The sequence below is a fragment of the Candidatus Accumulibacter sp. ACC012 genome, from assembly GCF_907163155.1.
In the GTDB taxonomy this organism is placed as follows: Bacteria; Pseudomonadota; Gammaproteobacteria; order Burkholderiales; family Rhodocyclaceae; genus Accumulibacter; species Accumulibacter delftensis.
This window is the reverse complement of the sequence record NZ_CAJQUC010000021.1, coordinates 1-20608: the sequence shown is the minus strand read 5'-3', so window position 1 is coordinate 20608 and position 20608 is coordinate 1. Positions and strand designations below refer to the sequence as shown.

19 protein-coding genes are annotated in these 20608 nt (G+C 63.3%); 10 read left to right on the top strand and 9 right to left on the bottom strand.

Features of this window, described 5'->3' with window-relative positions; all coding sequences use genetic code 11:
- Window positions 1-242: 242 nt before the first annotated feature.
- On the top strand, window positions 243-878 hold the full coding sequence (locus QZ648_RS20010) for a TRIC cation channel family protein (RefSeq protein WP_291998084.1): 636 nt from the start codon (window positions 243-245) through the stop codon (window positions 876-878).
- 40 nt (window positions 879-918) lie between these two features.
- Here the strand turns inward: QZ648_RS20010 and QZ648_RS20005 are convergent, their stop codons facing one another.
- From QZ648_RS20005 to QZ648_RS19980, 6 genes are all read right to left on the bottom strand, one after another.
- Complete coding sequence (locus QZ648_RS20005) at window positions 919-1395, bottom strand: WbuC family cupin fold metalloprotein (protein ID WP_169065201.1); 477 nt, start codon at window positions 1393-1395, stop codon at window positions 919-921.
- An 8-nt stretch (window positions 1396-1403) separates the two neighbouring features.
- On the bottom strand, window positions 1404-4880 hold the full coding sequence (gene dnaE / locus QZ648_RS20000; RefSeq protein WP_291998083.1) for a DNA polymerase III subunit alpha: 3477 nt from the start codon (window positions 4878-4880) through the stop codon (window positions 1404-1406).
- Window positions 4881-5001: 121 nt separating this feature from the next.
- A complete protein-coding gene (locus tag QZ648_RS19995; protein ID WP_169065200.1) occupies window positions 5002-5628 on the bottom strand; it encodes a ParA family protein in 627 nt (208 codons plus the stop codon).
- A 129-nt stretch (window positions 5629-5757) separates the two neighbouring features.
- Window positions 5758-6732 (bottom strand): quinone oxidoreductase, encoded by a 975-nt coding sequence (locus QZ648_RS19990; protein WP_169065199.1) that lies wholly within the window; start codon window positions 6730-6732, stop codon window positions 5758-5760.
- A gap of 207 nt (window positions 6733-6939) precedes the next feature.
- A complete protein-coding gene (locus QZ648_RS19985) occupies window positions 6940-9135 on the bottom strand; it encodes a UvrD-helicase domain-containing protein (RefSeq protein ID WP_291998082.1) in 2196 nt (731 codons plus the stop codon).
- 101 nt (window positions 9136-9236) lie between these two features.
- Window positions 9237-10049 (bottom strand): hypothetical protein, encoded by an 813-nt coding sequence (locus QZ648_RS19980; RefSeq protein ID WP_291998081.1) that lies wholly within the window; start codon window positions 10047-10049, stop codon window positions 9237-9239.
- Between the two features lie 465 nt (window positions 10050-10514).
- On the opposite strand from QZ648_RS19980, the gene QZ648_RS19975 reads away from it, so the two are divergent.
- The 6 genes from QZ648_RS19975 (at window position 10515) to QZ648_RS19950 (ending at window position 14584) form a co-directional block, all read left to right on the top strand.
- On the top strand, window positions 10515-11006 hold the full coding sequence (locus tag QZ648_RS19975; RefSeq protein ID WP_291998080.1) for a FecR family protein: 492 nt from the start codon (window positions 10515-10517) through the stop codon (window positions 11004-11006).
- A 120-nt stretch (window positions 11007-11126) separates the two neighbouring features.
- Window positions 11127-11846 (top strand): toll/interleukin-1 receptor domain-containing protein, encoded by a 720-nt coding sequence (locus tag QZ648_RS19970; protein ID WP_291998079.1) that lies wholly within the window; start codon window positions 11127-11129, stop codon window positions 11844-11846.
- Between the two features lie 108 nt (window positions 11847-11954).
- Complete coding sequence (locus QZ648_RS19965; RefSeq protein WP_291998078.1) at window positions 11955-12209, top strand: hypothetical protein; 255 nt, start codon at window positions 11955-11957, stop codon at window positions 12207-12209.
- A 323-nt stretch (window positions 12210-12532) separates the two neighbouring features.
- Complete coding sequence (locus tag QZ648_RS19960; RefSeq protein ID WP_291998077.1) at window positions 12533-12808, top strand: hypothetical protein; 276 nt, start codon at window positions 12533-12535, stop codon at window positions 12806-12808.
- 193 nt (window positions 12809-13001) lie between these two features.
- A complete protein-coding gene (locus tag QZ648_RS19955) occupies window positions 13002-13694 on the top strand; it encodes a DUF599 domain-containing protein (protein WP_291998076.1) in 693 nt (230 codons plus the stop codon).
- 605 nt (window positions 13695-14299) lie between these two features.
- Window positions 14300-14584, top strand: a complete 285-nt coding sequence (locus QZ648_RS19950) for a hypothetical protein (protein ID WP_291998075.1) — start codon at window positions 14300-14302, stop codon at window positions 14582-14584.
- Between the two features lie 590 nt (window positions 14585-15174).
- Here the strand turns inward: QZ648_RS19950 and QZ648_RS19945 are convergent.
- The 3 genes from QZ648_RS19945 to QZ648_RS19935 form a co-directional block, all read right to left on the bottom strand.
- Entirely contained in the window at window positions 15175-15429 is a 255-nt protein-coding gene (locus tag QZ648_RS19945; protein WP_366144210.1) for a hypothetical protein, read from the bottom strand.
- Between the two features lie 593 nt (window positions 15430-16022).
- Window positions 16023-17039 carry a hypothetical protein gene (locus QZ648_RS19940; RefSeq protein ID WP_291998073.1) on the bottom strand — a complete coding sequence of 339 codons (1017 nt, stop codon included), beginning with the start codon at window positions 17037-17039 and terminating at the stop codon, window positions 16023-16025.
- Window positions 17040-17692: 653 nt separating this feature from the next.
- Window positions 17693-17929 carry a single-stranded DNA-binding protein gene (locus tag QZ648_RS19935; protein WP_291998072.1) on the bottom strand — a complete coding sequence of 79 codons (237 nt, stop codon included), beginning with the start codon at window positions 17927-17929 and terminating at the stop codon, window positions 17693-17695.
- A gap of 508 nt (window positions 17930-18437) precedes the next feature.
- Here QZ648_RS19935 and QZ648_RS19930 point away from each other — a divergent pair.
- The 3 genes from QZ648_RS19930 to QZ648_RS19920 form a co-directional block, all read left to right on the top strand.
- Window positions 18438-18704: a hypothetical protein gene (locus QZ648_RS19930; RefSeq protein WP_291998071.1), complete on the top strand. Its 267-nt coding sequence runs from the start codon at window positions 18438-18440 to the stop codon at window positions 18702-18704.
- A 739-nt stretch (window positions 18705-19443) separates the two neighbouring features.
- On the top strand, window positions 19444-19899 hold the full coding sequence (locus tag QZ648_RS25155; protein ID WP_366144206.1) for a hypothetical protein: 456 nt from the start codon (window positions 19444-19446) through the stop codon (window positions 19897-19899).
- Between the two features lie 368 nt (window positions 19900-20267).
- Window positions 20268-20608, top strand: a 341-nt coding sequence (locus QZ648_RS19920) for a hypothetical protein (RefSeq protein ID WP_291998069.1), incomplete at its 3' end; no start/stop codon positions are given.

The following is a 20608-nucleotide window of genomic DNA, read 5'->3' as shown; positions in this document are numbered from 1 at the left end:
TCCCGCTTGTTCCCGCTTTTTCCCGATTGTACGAGAGATCCGCTGCACGACTCGCGCCTTCGCTGCCCAGCAGCACGTTCGAGAACCCCGTAAGCGCCGATAATGTCACCATAAAACAGCGGATCGAGACCGACAAGCCCCGCCGCGCGACCCTGCCGGCCGGGAACGGCCGCCGAGCAAGCGCCCTGAACAGCACCAGCACCAGAAAAAAACACGCACCACCTTGCGGAGGGAGAACTGTATTGAATGCGCTCACTTACTGGGTCGGGATGGCGGGCACGGCCGCTTTCGCAGTCACCGCGGTGCTCGCCGTCGCGCCCCGCGGCATCGATTTTTTCGGGGCGACGGTCCTGGGAATCATCACCGCCATCGGCGGCGGCACGATCCGCGACATCATCCTCGGCGTGCCGGTCTTCTGGGCCTCCGATCTCGCCTATATCTGGGTCGCGCTGGCTGCCAGTCTGGCTACCTTTGCTGCCAACTCGCTATTTACGCGCAAAGAGATTTACAGGCTGATGCTCTATCTCGATGGCCTGGGCGCTTCCCTGTTTGCGATCGCGGCGACCGACAAGGTCTGGGCACTGGACTTCGGCCGGCCACTGGCCCCGGTCATCCTGGGGATCATCACCGCGATTGGTGGCGGACTGATTCGCGACGTACTGGCGGGAAGACAAACGCTCTTGATGACGCGCGAGATCTACGCCATACCGATAAGCTTCGGCTGCGCGCTCTACGTGGCGCTACTGGCATTCGCTCCCGAGTATCGATCGCTCGGCGCGGCGACGGCAATCGTGCTTATCTTCGCGCTGCGCGCAGCGGCCATCCACTGGAACCTGACGGTACCGGATCGGCTGGCCAGCAAGCCCAAAGAGGGATGATCCGGGCAAATCGCCTGCAAGTCGCTGGACTGCCGCTTCGCTACGCGAAGCGCTCGCGCAATGAGCGCGCGTAGGCGGCTACTTCCGGCGCCCCTTCGGCGGGCGCCCATGGCGCACGCTCGGCCTCGTCGAGCGGCAGGTAGGGACCGCCCTTGGCTTCGAGCATCACCGTCCCGGGATCGAGCGCCAGAATCGTGTGATACACGCCGTGCGGGATGTCGACGCCGCAGACCGGGCCCGTTGGCGCCAGCACCACCGTCTGCTGCACCTGGCCAAGCTGGTCGAAGAAAACGACGCCCAGGCGGCCGCGCAGAACAATCATCGTTTCGTCCTTGTTGGCGTCGAGATGGCGATGCGGCATCAAGTAGGAGCCGGGCTCGATGGCATTGAGCAAGCGGTGTGCGCGCGCCGCATCGTCGGCATGGAAGTTGCGATTCTTGCGCTGGCGCGGGCTGCGACAGGCTTCGAGACTGACGCTATCGAGCAGAGCCTGGTCGATTAGCAAGGGGATTTTCATGGCCTCGCTCAGGGGTAGTCAACGCTGACGTTTTCCGTGCTCAGCCAGGCGCGCAAAGAGGTCAGCAGATCGTCCTCGAGGCGCACCCGACTGGCGTCACCGAACGCCAGTTCGCAAGTCGCCTCGCCGTTGTGATACGCCAGCCGTACCGGACAATTGCCCGGAGTGTACGGTGCCAGCAGGCTGCGCAGGCGTTGTGCCGCAGCCCGGGCATTGCCTCCACTGGCCTGGCCGTTGAGCGTCAGGCGCAGATGGCGAGCAAAGCGGCCACGCGCCTCGGCCAGCGTCAGCAGGCGTTCGGCAACGACTTTCAGGCGACCTTCGCCGGCAAAGTCGTCACGTTGCACCTTGCCTTCGACGATCAGCACCTCGTCCTCCCTGATCTTGGCGCGTTCGGCATCGAGCAACTCGCTGAACACCGAGACTTCGAGCGAAGTGCTGCCGTCGTCGAGCTGGATGAAGGCCATCTTGCCGCGCGCCGTGAATTTGCTGCGCACGCCGACCACCAGCCCGGCGAGGAACTGCGGCTCCTTGCGCGCCTCCAGCGCCGCCAGCGGCTTGCGCGCAAAACGCGACACTTCGGCCTGCAGTTCGTGGAAAGGGTGACCGGAAAAGTAGAAGCCGAGGGCGATCTTCTCTTCGTTGAGCCGCTGCCTTTCGCTCCAGCGCGGCACTTCGACGTAGCGCGGGCCGTGCGCTCCACCGTCCTCGTCGCCACCGGCTTCGAGAAGATCGAACAGGCTGACCTGCATGGCGTTGCGCTCGGCCTGCTCGGCGGCTTCGATGGCGATGCCGACCGAGGCCAGCAGACGGGCACGATGATCGTCGAGCGAGTCGAAGGCGCCGGCGCGAATCAGCGCCTCGATGCTGCGCCGGTTGACCATGCGCTTGTCCGAACGCCGACAGAAATCGAAGAGATCCTTGAACGGGCCGGCGGCTGCGCGGGCGTCGAGAATGGTATTCACCGCCTGTTCGCCGGTTCCCTTGACCGCACCGAGGCCATAGCGAATGTGCTGTCGATCGACCGGCGTGAAGCGATACTGCGAAGCGTTGATGTCCGGGCCAAGCATCTGCAGGCCGTTGTTGAGTGCGTCGTCATGGGCAATCTTCACCGAGTCGGTGTTGTCCATGTCCGAGGACAGGGTCGCTGCCATGAAGGCCGCGCAGTGGTGTGCCTTCAGCCAGGCGGTGTGATAGGTGACCACCGCGTAGGCGGCGGTGTGCGACTTGTTGAAGCCGTACTCGGCGAACTTCTCCATCAGGTCGAAGAGCTGCATCACCAGCTTTTCGTCGTAGCCCTTGATTTTCGCCCCGTCACGCATCATGTCGCGATGCTTGGCCATCTCCTCGGCTTTTTTCTTGCCCATCGCGCGGCGCAGGAGGTCGGCGGAACCCAGCGTATAGCCGCCGATGATCTGCGCGATCTGCATCACCTGTTCCTGATAGACGATGACCCCGTAAGTCGGTTCGAGGCAGGTCTTCAGGTCGTCGATGAAATAGTCGATCTTCTGCTGACCTTTCTTGCGCAGGATGAAGTCGTCGACCATTCCGGAGCCCAGCGGCCCCGGCCGGTACAGCGCGAGCACGGCGATGATGTCCTCGAAGCGGTCGGGCGCCAGCTTGCGCACCAGCTTCTTCATGCCTTCCGATTCCACCTGGAAGATGGCGGTGGTATTGCCGTCCTTGAGAATCTGGTAGGTCTTGGGATCGTCGAAGCTCAGGCTCGCCAGATCCGGGCGCTCGCCGCTCAGCTGCTCGACGTACTTGAGCGCCAGTTCGATGATCGTCAGGTTGCGCAGGCCGAGGAAGTCGAACTTCACCAGGCCGATTTTCTCGACATCGTCCTTGTCGTACTGCGAAACCACCGAGCCGCCGCCGTCGGCCGAATAGATCGGGCAGAAGTCGGTCAGCTTGCCGGGCGCGATGAGCACGCCGCCAGCGTGCATGCCGACGTTGCGCGTAAGATCTTCGAGACGGGCTGCGAGGTCGAAGAGATCCCTGACCTCCTCTTCCTCGTCGATCCGCGCCTGCAACTGAGGTTCGGCAAGCAGCGACTTGGCCAGTGACAGCGGCTTGTTGGTTTCCACCGGGATCAGCTTGGAAAGCTGATCACAGAAAGTGTAGGGCAGGTCGAGCACGCGCCCGACATCGCGAATCACCGCCTTCGAGGACATGGTGCCGAAGGTGACGATCTGCGACACCGCCGCGGCGCCGTACTTTTCGCGCACGTATTCGATCACCCGCCAGCGATTGTCCTGGCAGAAGTCGATGTCGAAGTCGGGCATCGACACCCGCTCGGGGTTGAGGAAGCGCTCGAAGAGCAGCGCGTAGCGCAGGGGATCGAGGTCGGTGATTCCCAAGGCGTAGGCGACCACCGAACCGGCGCCGGAACCACGCCCCGGCCCGACCGGACAGCCATTGTGCCTGGCCCAGTTGATGAAATCGGCAACGATCAGGAAGTAGCCCGGGAAGCCCATCTGCACGACGGTGTCCGTCTCGAGCTGCAGGCGCGCATCGTACGCCGGCCGCTGTGCGGCGCGCTCGGCGCCATCTGGAAAGAGCTGCTGCAAGCGCACTTCGAGGCCGGCGACGGCTTCCTGGCGCAGGAAGTCAGCCAGGGTGACACCCTCCGGAGTCGGAAAATCGGGCAGGTAGCTCTTGCCGAGGGTGATCTGCAGATTGCAGCGCTTGGCGATTTCGACCGCATTCTCGAGCGCTTCGGGAAGGTCGGCAAAAAGCGCGACCATCTCCTCGGAGGACTTGAAATACTGCTCTTCAGTGTACAAGCGCGGACGCCGGGCGTCGCCGAGCATGTAGCCCTCGGCGATACAGACGCGGGCTTCGTGCGCCTTGAAATCGTCGCGTTCGAGAAACTGGATTGGATGCGTGGCCACCAGCGGCAGCTCCAGCTCCGCCGCAAGATCGGCGGTCGCGGTGACCAGGAACTCCTGCTGAGGCTGCCCGTAGCGCTGCACTTCGAGATAGAAAGCGTCCGGGAAGAGCTGCTGCCAACGCCGCGCGCACAGCGCCGCCTGCTCGAACCGGCCCTGCAGCAGCGCTTCACCGACATCGCCGCCAGCAGCGCCCGAAAGCGCGATCAGACCATCGACGCCCACCTCGTGCAGCATGCGCCGGCTGAGCTCGGCACGACCACGCACGCGCGGCGCCAGATAGGCACGCGACAGTAGCTCGCACAGTTGCCGGTAGCCCTGCCCCGAGCGAACCAGTAGCAGCAGTCGATACGGACGATCGGGATCGCTTTCGTTGGCAATGAAGACATCGCTACCGAGCAGCGGCTTGATTCCCTTGCCACGTGCCGCAGAGTAGAACTTGACCAGGCCGAAGACATTCGCCAGATCGGTGAGCGCCAGAGCCGGCATGCCGTAGCTGCCTGCGCGAGCAAGCGCATCACCGAGACGGACGATGCCGTCGGTAACCGAATACTCACTGTGCAGGCGAAGATGGACGAACGGGGTTTCAGGCATCCGGCCATTTTACGCCGACGCGGCACGCAAACGGTCACGACATGGAGGGACACCCCGGATCACGAAAGTCATCACCGACCCCACACGCCCTGCGGGGCTCGCGAACAGCTGCCGCAGGAGCCTAGCCCTGGTTGATCCAGTCGATGATCGGCTGCCACTGCTCGAGGTCCTTGGCCGCACGCGACGCGGAAATATCGAAGATGGTCATGCCGTGCATCGCCGTCTGTACGTAGAGCTGGGTAGTGCGCAGATGCGTCAGCACCGGCAGCTCGAATTTGGCCAGAAAACGCTCCAGCTCGGCAGCCGCACGCGTGCGTGGATCGACGCGCATGCCGACCGCGGCGATGAGGGTCTGCTCCTTGCGTACCGCTTTCTCGGCCAGTAAGGCCTCGAGAAACTGGCGTGTCGCGAGCATATCGAAGAGCGACGGCTGCACCGGAATGAGTACCCGACTGACCTGCTTGACGACGTTATCGAGCGCTTTGCCGTGCAAAGCCGCTGGCGTGTCGAGGACGACGTGCGTCGTGCCCTTCGGCGGCCGGGCAGTTTTCCCCGGTTCGATGTCCCAACAGCTAATCTCCGCCAGCGCGCGCGGGCGCATGCGCAGCCACTCCCGTGACGACTGCTGCCGATCGACATCGCCGAGCATCACATGATGGCCGCTACACGCGAGGTGGCCGGCCAGATTGATCGCCAACGTCGATTTCCCGGAACCCCCTTTTGGATTGGCAATCAGGAAGGATTTCATTCTTTTTTTGTCCTTGTCATGGGTGTGGTTGCAGGCCGGCAAAGCTTCTCACGAAGCCGGTTGACGTGCTCGCGCACTTTGTAACGCAGGTTGGCAAAAGCCAGCGAAAGGCTGCGCGCAGACCCTCCATCACGGCAGCAGGACGGTCGACCCGCTATGCTTGCGTGCGGCCAGATCGTGATGCGCCTGAGCCACGTCGGCAAGCGCATAGCTCTGGTTGACCTCGATCCTGACCTTGCCCGAGCCGACCAACTCGAACAGTTCGGCAGCCAGCTCGGCGAGTTCGGCGCGCTTGGCGATGTAGTGCATCAAGGTCGGCCGCGTCAGGAATAGCGAGCCCTTCTGCGAAAGCAGCAGCGGGTCCAGGGGCGGCACCGGCCCCGAGGCATTGCCCAGACAGACCATCATCCCACGCGTCTGCAGGCTGTCCAGCGAGGCGGCAAAAGTGTCTTTGCCAACCCCGTCATAGACCACCGCCACCCCCTCGCCGCGGGTAATCTCGCGAACCCTTGGCGCGACCTCCTCGCGGCTGTAGTCGATCACGTGATCGCAGCCGTGGGCGGTAGCCAGCGCCGCCTTGGCCGGGTTGGAAACCGTACCGATCACCGTTGCGCCCAGCGCCTTGGCCCACTGGCAGGCGATCAGGCCAACGCCGCCGGCAACGGCGTGGATGAGGACGCTTTCGCCGGCCTGCACGCGATAGGTACGACGCAGCAGATAGGCACTGGTCAGGCCCTGCAGCATCATCGCCGCCGCGGTGCGAAAAGCGATCGCCTCGGGCAGTTTCAGCAGCCGGTCGGCGGGCAGGCAACGCACCTGGCTGTAAGCACCCACGGGACCACCCGCATAGGCGACTCGATCGCCGGCGCGCAGCTCCGTGACGCCCTCACCGACGGTCTCGACCACCCCGGCGCCTTCCAGGCCGAGACCGCTGGGCAGCGGCAGCGGATAGAGTCCGCTGCGATGGTAGATGTCGATGAAGTTGAGCCCGACTGCTTCGTGACGCACCCGCGCCTCGCCAGCCGCTGGTTCGCCCACTGACACTTCTTCCCAGCACATCGTTTCCGGCCCACCGGTCTGATGAATTCGAATGGCAAAAGGCATGGCCAGCTCCCTCCTTGGTTAGGCCTGATAGTCTAGTGCGCTGCCCGCTTTTTGAGCAAGCGCAAAAAAGGCCTGTCCAGGCTACTACTTGCCGAGTGAAGCAACAGACGTTCCACAGGCTTATCCACACAAGTGGTGCGTAACTACAAATCCCGCACCGAAACCAGCGCCGCTGTGACGCGCGACCTGTGGACAACCCGCCGCAGCTCAGGCAGGCGTCAGTTTGGCGTACTCGAGCGCCAGCCACTTCACGCCGCCGGCACCGAAATTGACCTGTACGCGCGCCTCCGGCCCCGCCCCTTCGCTGGACACGATAACCCCGACGCCGAAGCGGGCGTGGCGGACGTTCTGACCAATGCGCAGAGCGTTGGCAGCAGCCGGCTGCTGCCAGGCAGCACCAGCGACGGCGGTCGAACGCGGCGGAGCGAGCGGGGCGCTGCTGAGGCCACGGTTGATTTTGCGCAACAGTTCCACCGGCAGTTCTTCAAGAAAGCTCGACGGCAGGCAGTAGCGGGTCTGCCCGTGCAGCATGCGCGTCTGCGCGTGCGTCAGGTAGAGGCGTTTGCGCGCCCGCGTCACCGCCACGTACATCAGCCGGCGCTCCTCTTCGAGGCCTTCGCGCTCCTGCGCCGCATTCTCGTGCGGAAACAGGCCTTGTTCGAGGCCGGTAATGAAGACGATGTCGAATTCGAGACCCTTGGCCGCGTGCACGGTCATCAACTGGATGGCGTCCTGCCCCTCGCCGGCCTGGTGCTCGCCCGCTTCGAGCGAGGCGTGCGCCAGGAAGGAGGCCAGCGGACCGCCATCAGGCACGACTTCGTCACCGTCGACCAGCGGTACGCCATCGTCTTTCAGGAAACTGCTCGCAGCGTTGATCAGTTCGTCGAGGTTTTCGAGCCGATCCTGGCCTTCCTTGTCGGCAAGATAGTGCTGGCGCAGGCCGCTGCGCTCGATGAGCTGGTCGATCACTTCCGGCAAAGGCAGATCCCGGGTCTCGGCGCGCAGGCTCTCGATCATGGCGATGAACCTGGCCACCGCACTGCCGGGCTTGCCGGCCAGACTGGCGGCGGCGTTATACAGACTGCAGTTGCTCTGCCGGGCAGCCTCCTGCAGCGCCTCGCTGCTGCGACCGCCGATCCCGCGCGTCGGGAAATTGACCACCCGCGCGAAAGCCGTATCGTCGTCGGGATTGGCCAGCAGCCGCAGATAAGCGAGCGCGTGCTTGATCTCCTGGCGATCGAAGAAGCGCAGGCCGCCATGTACCCGATAGGCCAGGCCCTGCTTGAACAGCTGATGCTCGAGCACCCGCGACTGCGCATTCGAGCGATAAAGGAGCGCCATCTGCTGGCGCGAAACCCCGTCGCCGGCCAGTTCGCAAATTTCCTCGACGATGAACGCCGCCTCGGCGATGTCCGAATAGCCCTCGAAAACGCGAATCGGTTCGCCGGCGCCGGCCTCGGTCCACAGGTTCTTGCCGAGACGACCGCGGTTCTGTTTGATCAGGGCATTGGCCGCGTCGAGGATATTGCCGTGCGAGCGATAGTTCTGCTCGAGGCGAATCACCTCCGGCAAATCGAACTCGCGCTGCAGGTCGCGCATATTGCCGATCTCGGCACCGCGAAAAGCGTAGATCGACTGATCGTCGTCGCCGACGGCGAAGAGGCAGGCGCCGGCGCTCTCGGACTTGACACTGCCGCGTCCGGCAAGCAGTTTCAGCCAGGCGTACTGGAGGCGGTTGGTGTCCTGGAATTCGTCAACCAGGATGTGCCGGAAACGCGCCTGATAATGCTGACAGAGTGGCTCGTTGCGCTGCAGAAGCTCGTAGGAACGCAGCAGCAGCTCGGAGAAGTCGACCACCCCTTCGCGCTGGCACTGGCCTTCGTACTCGCCATACAGTTCGACGCGCCGACTGGTATAGGCGTCGTAGGCTTCGGCCTGCGCGGCGCGAATCCCCTGCTCCTTGTGCGCGTTGATGAAATGCATCAGCTCGCGTGGCGGATACTTCTCGTCGTCGATGTTGAGGTTCTTGAGCAGGCGCTTGATCGCCGCCAGCTGGTCCGCCGAATCGAGAATCTGGAACTGCGCGGTCAAGCCGGCCTCGCGATGGTGCGCGCGCAGGAAGCGGTTGCACAGGCCGTGAAAGGTCCCGATCCACATGCCGCGGGTATTGATCGGTAAGAGTGCCGCCAGGCGGGCCTGCATTTCCTTGGCCGCCTTGTTGGTGAAAGTCACCGCCAGGACACCCTGCGGACCAACCTGCCCGGTGGAAATCAGCCAGGCGATGCGCGTGGTCAGCACCCGCGTCTTGCCACTGCCGGCACCGGCCAGGATCAGGGCATGCTGCGGCGGCAGGGTGACCGCGGCAAGCTGCGGCGGATTGAGATGGGCGAGCAAATCGGACATGAATCAGAATCCCCTGGCGAGTAGCCCCCGATTATAGCCGGCAGGCGCAAGCGCATCGGCGCCAAGCCGCGCCACCGGGGCGCAGGGACTCGGCGCGCCGATCAGCTCCGGCGCACCGTGAAAGCAGCACGCGCCAGGCCATAAAGACCGGAGAGAAGGAGGAGTGGGATGACCACGGTCTGCAGCAGAAAGACCACGATCAAGGTAATGATGTGCTCGGTGGCCTGCTCCGCCGCCTGTTGCAGGGCGTCGAAACGCGCTTTCACCTCCAGATCCTGCCCCCACCAGCCCTTGATTCTGTCCAGCAGGCCCTGCTCCCCGGCGGGCAGCGGCTGCGGCGCATCGAGTCTGGCGACTTGCGCCGGTGCGACGCTCATCACCTGCTGGCTGGCGTCATAGTCGGCGACGAGAAACTTCTCGAACAGCAGGTCGCTGCCGATGCTCACTGCGGGCACGGCGAAGCGCAGCATCAGGAGGACGACGAGGGTCCGCGCCAACCATCCCGGCAGCGCCTCTTGCCGGAAGTGAAACCACGCCCAGCAGACAGCTGTGCCGCTCAGCAGCAGGGAGATCAGCCAGTAGCCAGCCATGCTGATGAGCATTTTCTGGACGCCGAAAGCGACGCTGGCGGCGAGCATGACGTTCGAAAACTGCTCGACGAGATCGTTGACCGGATCGAGCACCTGCCCGGGCGAGAGGACGACGCCCATGCCACCGGGTTGCACCGCGATCTCGGTTCCCTGGGCGACCGAAATTGCCGCATTCAGAGCCCTGGCGGTCGCAAAGCTGAGCAGTGCCCGCTGCAGACCGGCGTCGGCCTGCTGCGTGGCGGCCGAGTCCAGCGGCGCCAGCCAGGAGCAGGCGACCAGGCCGGCAACGAGCACCGCGAGAATGACTTGGCGCGCAATCTGCATTTGTCGACTCCTCCTCGGAGCTCTGAGCCTTACTGGGGTTTGCGGGGGGTTTGTTATTGCCGACCGCTGTGAATATACTCCTGCTATCGTTCCTCGACTCCCCATACGTCCATCGCACTTACTGGCACGCAGGGCGGTCGAACCCACTCAACCCGGCCTGGATTCGTGCGAGCTGCCCGCGACCATTCGCGCAGCCCCAGGGCTAAACCGCGGTAAGGAGGGCGTTCTCATGGCGTCAAGCACACAGAGCAACACTACATCTGGCTGGCTGGCATGGCGACACTTGCTCGAACATGGCCGTGCTGCCCCGCTTCTCGTCCTTCTCTTCCTTCTCTGTTTCGCCGTCAGCGGCTGTGCGTCGATCACGCTCGGTGTCGTGCAGGGGGGGGCAACTGGTCGACAGCGCGACGATCGCTGGCGTCGACGTCGTTCGCCAGGGCGCACGCGCACAGCCGAAAACATAATATGTCGCTGCAGCCGGGTGACGAGATCCGAACCGATGCGCAGTCGACCGTCGTGCTCACTTTTGCCGAGGGCGCCCGGGTTTACGTGCAGCCCAACACGCACGTCCGCCTGGGTTCGATCTTCGTTTTCATCGGCGAAGTCCTGGTCAAGGCCAGAGGCCTCTTCAAAGTCAAGACCGAGTACGCCACGGCCGCTTCGGAAGGTACCGAATACCTGGTGCGGGTGGACCCCGACGCGCAGGTCAGGGTGGTCGTCGCCGAAGACCGCGTCGCGCTGACTTCGAACACCGCGCAGTGGGCCAAGACCTGGCTGGCAGTCGGGCAATCGGCGACGATCGTCGGCCCCGATCTTCTCGAAGTCGGGCGGGCGAGCAGCGGCGAAGTCGAGCAGATTCGCACCGCATCAGGAATCTCGATGCCTTGGTGCCCAACACCGCCAACCTCGGCACAGCCGCGCTGGCAGCGGGATTGTTCGCTATCGGCGTGGGGGTGATGAGCAGCCGCTCGAACGACGGCCACGACAGCGATCGGAAAGCACCCATGGAGCCGCCACCAACACGCGGCGACAAGTTTCGCTAACTGGCCACCGCTTTGAGCGGCGGCTGCAAGCGCCGTGCAGAAGCTACTGCCGTTCAGCGACGCACGACCGAAAACAGGCCCAGCCCAATTGGCAAAGACCGCATCCCGGATTTTCATCAGTTATCGCCGCGAAGACAGCATCGCCTACGCCGGACGACTCTACGATCACCTGAGTGCGCACTTCGGCGCCGAGCAGGTGTTCATGGACATCGGCCAGATCGAAGCTGGCGACGATTTCGTGAACGTGCTCGACCGCGAGATCGACACCTGTGACGTAGTCATCGCCTTGATTGGCCCGCGTTGGGCTGTGCGCCCTCAACACGAGAACGCCGGCTTCTCGTCATCCCGACGATTTTGCCTGCCAGAACTGCGGGCAGCGGGCTCCACAGGCAACGCCCTGATTCCCGGTGTCTGGTCGTCGGCGCGACGATGCCGCCGCCGGGGAGCTACCGGCACTTCTTCGCGCTGCTCGCCGCCAGGCCACGCTCTTGACGACAATCGGGTTCAAATTGAGCTTGATGCCTTGATCCGCAGCATCAGAGGGGCGGCAATCCCTGGCTCATCATTCGTGCAAGTTATGAATGCCGAACGCCTGTCGAATGGGACTCTACGGTGGCGCCGGCGTCGCGCTGCTGATTTCTCCTCGGCTGGGTACAGTTTTGTTCGACGCGCTGGGCATCGATACACGTCTCGAAGCTACCCATGCACCGGCGACCCGGTCGCCAGCGGCGCCGGGTCAGCGAGCGCATCGTGAATCGTCGGTTTGACGAGAATCCGAAGCGCGCCTGCGGCAGGTCGGACCCGATGGCGGCCGTGAGCACGCGCTACGCTCGCAGCTGGTCGCCGCGGGCGCCAAATGTGATTGTCTTCGACCTCTGATTCGAAAAGCGAATCCCGCCGACCCGCTGATCGCCGCCATCGGCGTGCCAGGCAGGGTGCAGCGGAGGTCATCGTCGGCGTCAATCAGCTGTCGACCAAGGCCCGCGGTGATTCCGAACTGCTCAAGGCAGCATGTGCCTGGGCCTGCTGTGCGTTTGCGGCCGCCTGTTACGCCTCGTCGCGCCAATGCGCACGCCTCACGCTCGCCGCTGCGGTAGATAGCGACAGCCACCCGTGAACCCATCGGCGACCGATCGCCGCCTCGCCACCTCGCGGTCCGGCAGAACACTGGCCGTAACGACAGCTGCGCGAACTGAGCTGGTCAGCTACACCGGGGGGGGCAGACGCTCTGCTCGACCACTGAGCCCTTCCGGCAAGCGTCGAATCCTCGGTCGCTGGCGCAACGCTGCCCCTGCTAGCGCGGCGATCGTGTCGCACAGACGCTTGAATCCGCCTGGCGCCGATCGTAGATCTGCGCACCACCGCACTCTACGACTCGATCGATCAGCGGTCCCGCAGCGACGATCGCTGCCGGCGAACTGGCCGGAAAAATCGTCCTGATTGGCGATTGCTCGTGCCGGCAAGGATCAATTCCGGGTTCGGCGCGGCGTCGGCGCGGAGTTTCGCCACGGCGTCGAGTTGCATGCCGATGTCGTCAACAACCTGCTGCAGGGGGTGCACTTGCGCGGCCTCGACCCCTGGCTGCAAGTCCTGGCGATGGCAGCACTGGCCATCGCTGGCGGCGGGCTGCGCCTGTTCCGGCCAGCCATGCCAGCGCTCTGGCGGCGCCTGCTGCTGGTGGCCTGCCTGCTCTTCTACCTGGCGCTGACGTGCTGATCTATGTCCAGTTTGGGCTGCTCTTGAACACCGCCTATCATATCGGCGCCTTCCTGCTGCATCTACTGGCTGCTCGGCAAACTCAGCGCAGCCGCAGCCCCCGCTTCGGCCTAGGACCGCACAGTGCTTGCCCAGTGGCTGGCCAGTGCCTGCCGCCGTGTGTGCGCGCAGCATTCTGTGGCAAGATGGCTCGATGCGCGCACTTGCGAACTTATCGACCATCGATTGGCTGGCCCTTTCCGCCTTCCTGCTTTGCTGGGCAGGCTACACCTGGTTTTCCGAGCGTAGTCGCTGGTGTTGCAAGGGCCTGATCGGACACCTGCACAGCTATCGTAAGGACTGGGCCTACCACATGCTCGAACGCGACCTGCGGATGACCGATGCGGCGCTGATCGGCAATCTGATGACCAGCGTTTCCTTCTACGCCAACACCACCATCTACATTATCGCCGGCCTGGTCGCCGCCCTGGGCGCGGCCGACCAGTTGTTGAGCTTCTCCGCCGACCTGACGCTTGGCGGCAGCCGCAGCCGCGAACAGCTCGAAATCAAGCTGATCCTGGTTCTCGCCAGCTTCGTCTACGGCTACTTCAAGTTCACCTGGGCGCTGCGCCAGTTCAATGTCTTGTCGATCCTCATCGGTGCGGCGCCAACAGGCCATCGCGACGAGCCGAAAGTTGACGCTTTCGCACGCCGTGTGGCAGGCGTCCATAACCTCGCCGGAGACGACTTCAATCGCGGCATCCGTGCCTACTACTTTTGGCCTGGCAGCGGCCGGCTGGCTGCTCAGCCCGGTGCTCCTCGGCGTCCTTTCGCTGAGTGTCCTGATCGTTCTCTATCGCGCGACTACCGCTCGGCGACGCTCGACGTCCTGCGCCCGGAACCTTGAGCTGTGAAGCGCTGACCGCCAGGTGGCCGGCATCGGCTTCGGCCTGCTGGCCTACGGCATGTGGGGCTTCTTTCCGCTCTTCTTCCACCAGTTGTCGCACGTCTCGCCAATGGACGTGCTCAGCAACCGCGCTGCCTGGCCTTTATCTTCGTCGGCCTGCTGCTCACCTGCGCCGCCAGTGGGGGCAAAGTGGCCACGGTTTTCAGAACCTGGCAGCACCTGGCGATGCTGGCGCTTGCCGCCCTGCTGATCGCACCAACTGGCTGGTCTGCCTGTGGGCTGTCGCCAACCAGCAGGTCGTTGCCTCGAGCCTCGCTATTTCCTGACCCCGCTGGTGAGCGTCCTCCTCGCTCTGCTGGTGCTCAAGGAACGCTGAACCCGCTGGAGTGGATTTCCGGTGGCCCTGGCGCTGATCGCCATCGCCAACGACGTCATCGCTCTCGGCAGCCTGCCCTGGGTATCGCTGGTCCTCGCCGGCACTTTCGGTACCTATGGCCTGGTGCGCAAGAAACTGCCGGGTCGACTCGACCTCCGGTTGTGGCTGGAAACCCTGGCCATGTTGCCCTTGTGCATAATTTACGCACTGTGGCAGGCACAGAGCGGCCATGCCGTATTTACCGGCCACGACCTGCGAAACCACCCTGCTGCTGGCTTGCGCGGGTGCGCTCACGGCGCTGCCGCTGATCGCCTTCGCCGCCGCCGCGCAGCGCCTCGACCTGGCCAGTCTCGGAATGCTGATGTATATCAATCCGACGCTGCAGTTCCTGACCGCGGTCTGGATCTTCGGTGAGCCGATGCAGAGTGAGCGACTGTTGAGTTTCGCGCTGATCTGGCTCGGCCTGCTGGTCTTCAGCTGGAGCGCGTGGAAGAAGTACCGGCAAGCGGCATGAGCCGCTGCGGACTCAGCATTGCCGCAGAAAAGCCAAATCGGCAAGGCACGCCGGAATCGCTGGGCCACGTAGCAGCGCCGCACAGCTTTCCCCATCGCCGGCGAAGGTCCTGGATTCCGTAGCCTCCCTGGGCGGCGATCCAGAAAAATCCAACGTGGAGCGATCGAAGCCACCCAGCCAGATCGCCATCGGCGACGAAGGATCGCAAACCCGCCCCAGCGGTGGCTGGGACGGCGAATACTTAGCGTCGTCGCCTGTTCGATGCGGTAGATGCCGGTTTCGATGTCCAGTTCGTTCGGCTTGCACGTCGTGGCGGCGAACCGGATCGGGCGTTGGCCGGCGATCCCAGTAAGAGGCCGGCGTCCGGCTTGAAATACCAGTCTTCGGCCACACCAATGGTCAATGGCCAACGCGTCGTGTCCACGTTTTCGGGCGGCGCAGAAGAGAACGCCGCTCGACGTCTGGGTTCAAGTCCGATGGGGGCAAACAGCTGCCAGGGTGGCGATGTGGTCCGCCCACGCACCGGCAGCGTTGACCAGCACTGGCGCGGCATATTTTTGCCCACCGCGTCGAGCCACCAAAGGTCCTGGCTACGCTGCACAGCGCTGACCTCGGCGTCCGCAAACGACAAGCCCGCCGTTCCGACTAAGCCCACGCAGGTAGCCCTGATGCAGGGCATGCACGTCAATGTCGCGGCGTGTGGGGTCGAAAATCGAGCCGATCACTTCTTCCGGGCGCAACACCGACAGCATGGCACAGGTCTCTGCGGGCGACAGCAGACGCAGCGTTTCGCCAATGGTAGAAACGTTTGCCATCTGCACCCACAGATCTTCCTTGCCGCGCATGGCGACATACAAGGCCCCACGCGCCGAGACATCGCATGGTCGCAGAATCCTTGCGCTTGGGCGTCGAAGAACGCCCGCTGGCGCGAGTCAGGCGCGCACCTGTCGGCGCCCGTACTCTCGCGAAAGCGCCGCCGACGCCTCGTCGAATGATAGCCGGGCTGCTGCCGCGTTCGAGTCACCACTAACCGTCCAGGGCGGGCCAGCCCTAAGCGACCGAACGCCGCGATACCGGCGCCACGATAAAAATCGGCTGCGATTGTCGCTGCTGGCGTTCTGGTCATCCCTGCGCCTCTGCCGGGTCGGTCTACCCGTGTCTGTACGCGACGATCGCTGGTGCCAGCCCCGCAAACGGGTCGGAGCGACGCAGCGGGCGACGAAGAAACGCGCCCCGCCCTCTGCGCGCTGACTCATCGCTCCGTTCGTGCATGTCGACAGACCGCCTTGTCACCGGTTGCATCCATCCCCTTTGGCCCTCTTGCCGACGCCGTTGTCTGACACAGGCGATGCTCTGCTCATGTCCTGCGCGTCGGGCGTGTCTCCAGACTGTACCATCCGCGGAGTTCTCTCTGCTCGCTTGCATCCGTCGCTAGGGCTTAAAAGCTGGATGGCGTTACTTCAATAAGGTCAGCCATTCGTTTGTCCTGTTCCTGGTTGGCGAACCATTTCTGCCATTTCCCCTGCGATCCTTCGATCGCCACCTGCCAGCCCTTTTCCTTCCGATCCTGCCATAATTGGTCGCCTATCCCAGTTTGCATGACCATTACTTTGTTCTGGCTCGATACACTGCGTCTTGTCCGGTCTGTAGATTTCCTGCGGATGGTGATAGTGGAAGGGTAAGGTGTTTGAAGCAGCTGCACGGTCATGCCGATCTCGGCGCCGACCTTCTCGCCGTCGAATCCTCCTTGATGCGCAGGTTTCCCCGATTGACCATCACCTCGCATAGAGGTAGCCACCGGCGGAAACGATCGCTGCCCGCAGCCGGATTCTCCGCGTAAAGGTAGCCAACCCACCGAAGCACAGGATCGGCAGACCGTTGATGCTGTAATCCCTTTTCCAGTGCGGCTTGGTATCGTGCGCGCGGTGACCGCGACGAATTTCTCGTTGAGCTCCATTGCCTGCCGCTCCGAATTGCGCCACCCCATTTTCGCGTAGTAGTCGTCAGCAGAGACCTTGCAGCCATTGCGCCGTCGCGATAGCTGCTTCACCTGTGCTGGGAGTGTGAGCGCGCAGCAGGATAGTCTTTTGCGGAGTCGAAACAGTTTTTCGCCTTCTCCGGTTCGCGACGACGGCCCTTTAGATGCTTTGCCAGCAGTTCCATGTCCGCGATAGCGCATTATGCACTCGCTTTGCTGTTTGCCAGTCGCCGATTGATAATGTCTGTATAGTGGCCGCGGCCGAATCCTTGCACTGGCCGCGCGTTCTCGAGCACCTGTGAGGTACTCGTCGATATAGATCAGTGAACTCCTCCAGAAACGCACTCGACCAGGCTTGCTCATCGCTTCTGTACTGCCTTTGTAGCACGTCGTCTGACCTTGAAGTCCGCTCCACGGGCCGACGAGCACGCCAACGTCGCCGCCCCCCCGCAAGAGCCGTGTGATTTGCTTGCGCATTGTATATTCTCCTCAAATATGGAAGGTTTTCCGGATCCCTGTCTGCGCGGGACCCCCTCGTCCTACCGCTTTGGCCGTGAGCGTTACATCGAGACCACACACCTCGCTCAAGATGAAAGCTGCGGCGCCGACGGGAAATCCTCAGCAGCAATTATACCGCACGCCTAAATTACGCGACGATGCCCGACAGCGCTCCGGTGGTGCAGAAAAGCCTTCTTCAAATGATAAATCGACCGGCGGCGGCCCCGAGCCGGAAGTACTACAAAGGCCGCCGGAAATATCTTGAGACCACTCGCCCTATTATGCAAGTCCACGGGAACAGTAATCGTCCCTGCTCCCTCGCTTCGCGTGGTAGGATATTGGCCGAAAGGCCGGCAGCAACGCGCTCGCCTCACCGAAACGTTCCGGGCCTGGCTGTTACCCGCAGCGTGGGCGTAGAACGGGATATCGTCGTCCATGCTTCGAAGCTGGGCTTCTTCTGTCGGTGGGCCACCGCGCGGTGCGCCGCCGGAGTCGCCGGCCGACGATTGCATGCTGCCCGCCGTACTCTCTTTCGTCATTCGCACATATGGCGAACCCATGCCTTCGCGACCGCAGCTCTTCATCTCGTTGCCGATGATTTCGGTGGTATAGCGTTCGTGTACCATCCTTCCTCACTTGCGCGCTTGAGACTGCCCGCGATCGTAGACCGACGAGCCTTTCTTTCGATACTGCCCGGCGATCTCCGCGAGCCCTAAAACACGGCTGCGGTGCCACTCGGTGGCTTCCTTCTTGTCGCGTTCTGCCTTGTCCTTGCCACGATTCGAGTCGCGGATCCGGATGTTGCAGACGCTCCGCCGTTCGGCAGAAACGGTTTCCGGATCGGCCCCCAATTGCCGACGTAGAATCACTTTTGTTTACCGAAGCCATGTTTGCCTCCCTGGATGGTGTTCGAACAGATTAAAGCTCGATTATATGATGACGCGCCAGGGCTTAAGCTCAGACTCTCAAGGCGGCTGCCTGCCGGGGACGCAGCGCCGGCATCATCATTGTGGTCGACAGCGACAGGCCAATGACGGTGAGCAAGCCGCCACAGGCCAAACCGCCCTGGCCAAGGTACTTGGCCCCAGCCCCCCCGCGCCGCCGAGTACCGCCGCCGGACAACAGGCCCAGGCCCTGGGTGGTGGTGTAGACGCCGAGCGCGGCGCCTTTCGCGTTGCGGCGGTGCGATCCGCGAAATCAGCGAATGCTGCTTCGCTTCAGAATTTGGAAGGCACGAAGGACCTCGCGCCACAGCGCCTCCCGTAAAGACTCGTCGAGAACAGGCCAAAACCGACCTTAACGACATCAGCAGCAAGAACACCGCCGTAGTGAATACCACTTCATGCTGCCATATTTTTCGGCGACGATTAGCGCACCATGATCACGAAGGCCACCGAGCGCGCCGGCAGGTATACTTCCAGTTTCGGCACCCGGCAGCGCGCCGATCGAGATCAACTGTGCCGGGCAGAGACCCACATCGCGGTGAGCATCATCAGTGCGAAGACAGGCCGAAGTTCAGCGCAGCGGTTGGGGATTGGCGGCACTTCGACCAAGCTCTGCCAGGTGCGGCCACGCGGTAATTGCCGGCGCGCCGGGACCACACTGGAGGACGACGAAATCGCCAGCAAGGCAGGCCACCAGTGAGGATGAAGATTCCGTCATGCCGATGGTGACAACAGCGCGGCGCGGCGACCATCGAGATGGCAAAGACCATGCCGATCGACGAGCCGATCATGCCATCCACCTTGTTCGATATCTGTTCCGCGTGAGTTCTGCAAGCCAGCGCGGTGACGGCTGCCGAATGGCCCGCTCCTGCAGCACGCGGCCGGCTGACCCGTAGATGTCCGCCGCGAAGTCGGGCAACCGAGCTCCTGACGGCAAAGTAGAAGCACCGAAACTACACCGCCTTTGCGCCCGAAACGATCGTAAGCGGCCCCGTAGTTCTATCTGCAGGAAGGCCTGCGTCAGCCCGTATTCTCCGAGCGCCAATCCGCGAGCGCCACATCGTGGGCCGGACGGCAGGTCGCTGGCGTAGATCGCGAAGACAGGTAGATCAGGACAACCGACATGAGCAAGGCAAAGACACCGCTCCCGCCTGATCGTGCGCGCTTCTCCTGCTGCTCATTCGGTCGATATTTGGGGCGGACATGGATTTTGGTGCCGGACGCGGAATTGCGTATATTAAGCAGGTTGCCAAAGCCTCTCGTGCTCGCACAATGGACGTATATCAACGAAATACGCATTCGCGTGCGCGTACGCACAACCATGAAGCACGTCCTCTCGACCTGCCGCGCATCGCCTGATTCGTGATCCCGTGCTTGTCCGGTTCCGGGGCAATTCGTCACTGCTTTCGATACGCTCTACGCCGAGGCAAGACGCCGCTATGCGAGTCGCGTCGCTACGCCCGGCAATCCTGCAACGCATCGAGAACCCGGGACGTCACACTGTCGAGGGGCTTCGCCGCGATTTCGATCGACAGAAAGGCGACCTATCCCCCAACCCTCGTCTCGACGTTGAACGGCACCGAGATTCACGACTACCTGCGCCTTCTCTTCGCCCGTGTCCGGCACCCCTATGCGCCGAACACCAGCGGGCCCTCGAAGCGCAGACCGTCCGCCGATGGTCGATCATGTCCTCGCCCTTCGAGGACACCCGTCTGATGATCCTGCGCCGGTCCGTCGCCGACCGCAAGGGCAGAAGCTCGAACTCTTTTGCCGATTTTGCGCGCGCGGGTTTTGCCCGCCTGCGGGTCGACGGCCAGATTTTCGAGATCGGCCTCCCTCCCAATCTTCTCCAAGACCGCCGCAATCACAGCGTCGATGTGTCAGCGACCGCCTGAAGTGCGCGCGACATCCGCCAGCGCCTTCCGAATCCCTCGATAAACCGCCCCTTCCTCCACGCCGACGCCGTGCCACGCCTACGCAATGGACGCGAACGCGAGCATTCCTTCTCGGCCCGCTTTGGCCGCCCGGTCTTGTTCGTACGTCGCTGCCAGCTCGAAAGCCGCGGACGTACTCCTTCAACCCCGATGGGGTGCCCTGCCAAAATCTACGCCTCGTCGTCATCCAGTTCTTTCGCCCGAAGCGCCTCGCGGCCATCCCGAGCTATCGCTGGCCGCCGGGGCGATCCGCCGCCTGGGAGCAGGCGCAACCCCTTCTTTTCCAGATGCTGTCGTCCGGCGGCGCACTACGGTTTCGACGTCGTAAAGTGCCGTTCATCGAACTGCCTGAGCGCATCCCGGCGAATCATCCTCTACGGTTCCGGGCGGAACAGGTTTGCCGTTTTCCTACGCAACGAGCGTGCCGCACGCATTCGCCAACACACTTTCGAAGGCCGCGTCTGTCAACCCCTCGCAACGGCGGCTACAAGGAACCGACTCGCAAGCCGTTCGCGAAGAGCTGGGCACGCCTGATCATTACCATAGTCTTTCCCCGCGTGTCACGCCGCCGCCTGCGCGAAGATCGCGCAATGTGCGCGTCGGCAGCTCGCCATGCGCGCACCTGCACGAGCTCACGCCTGCCGCTTGCCGAAGCGCGCGACTACTTTCG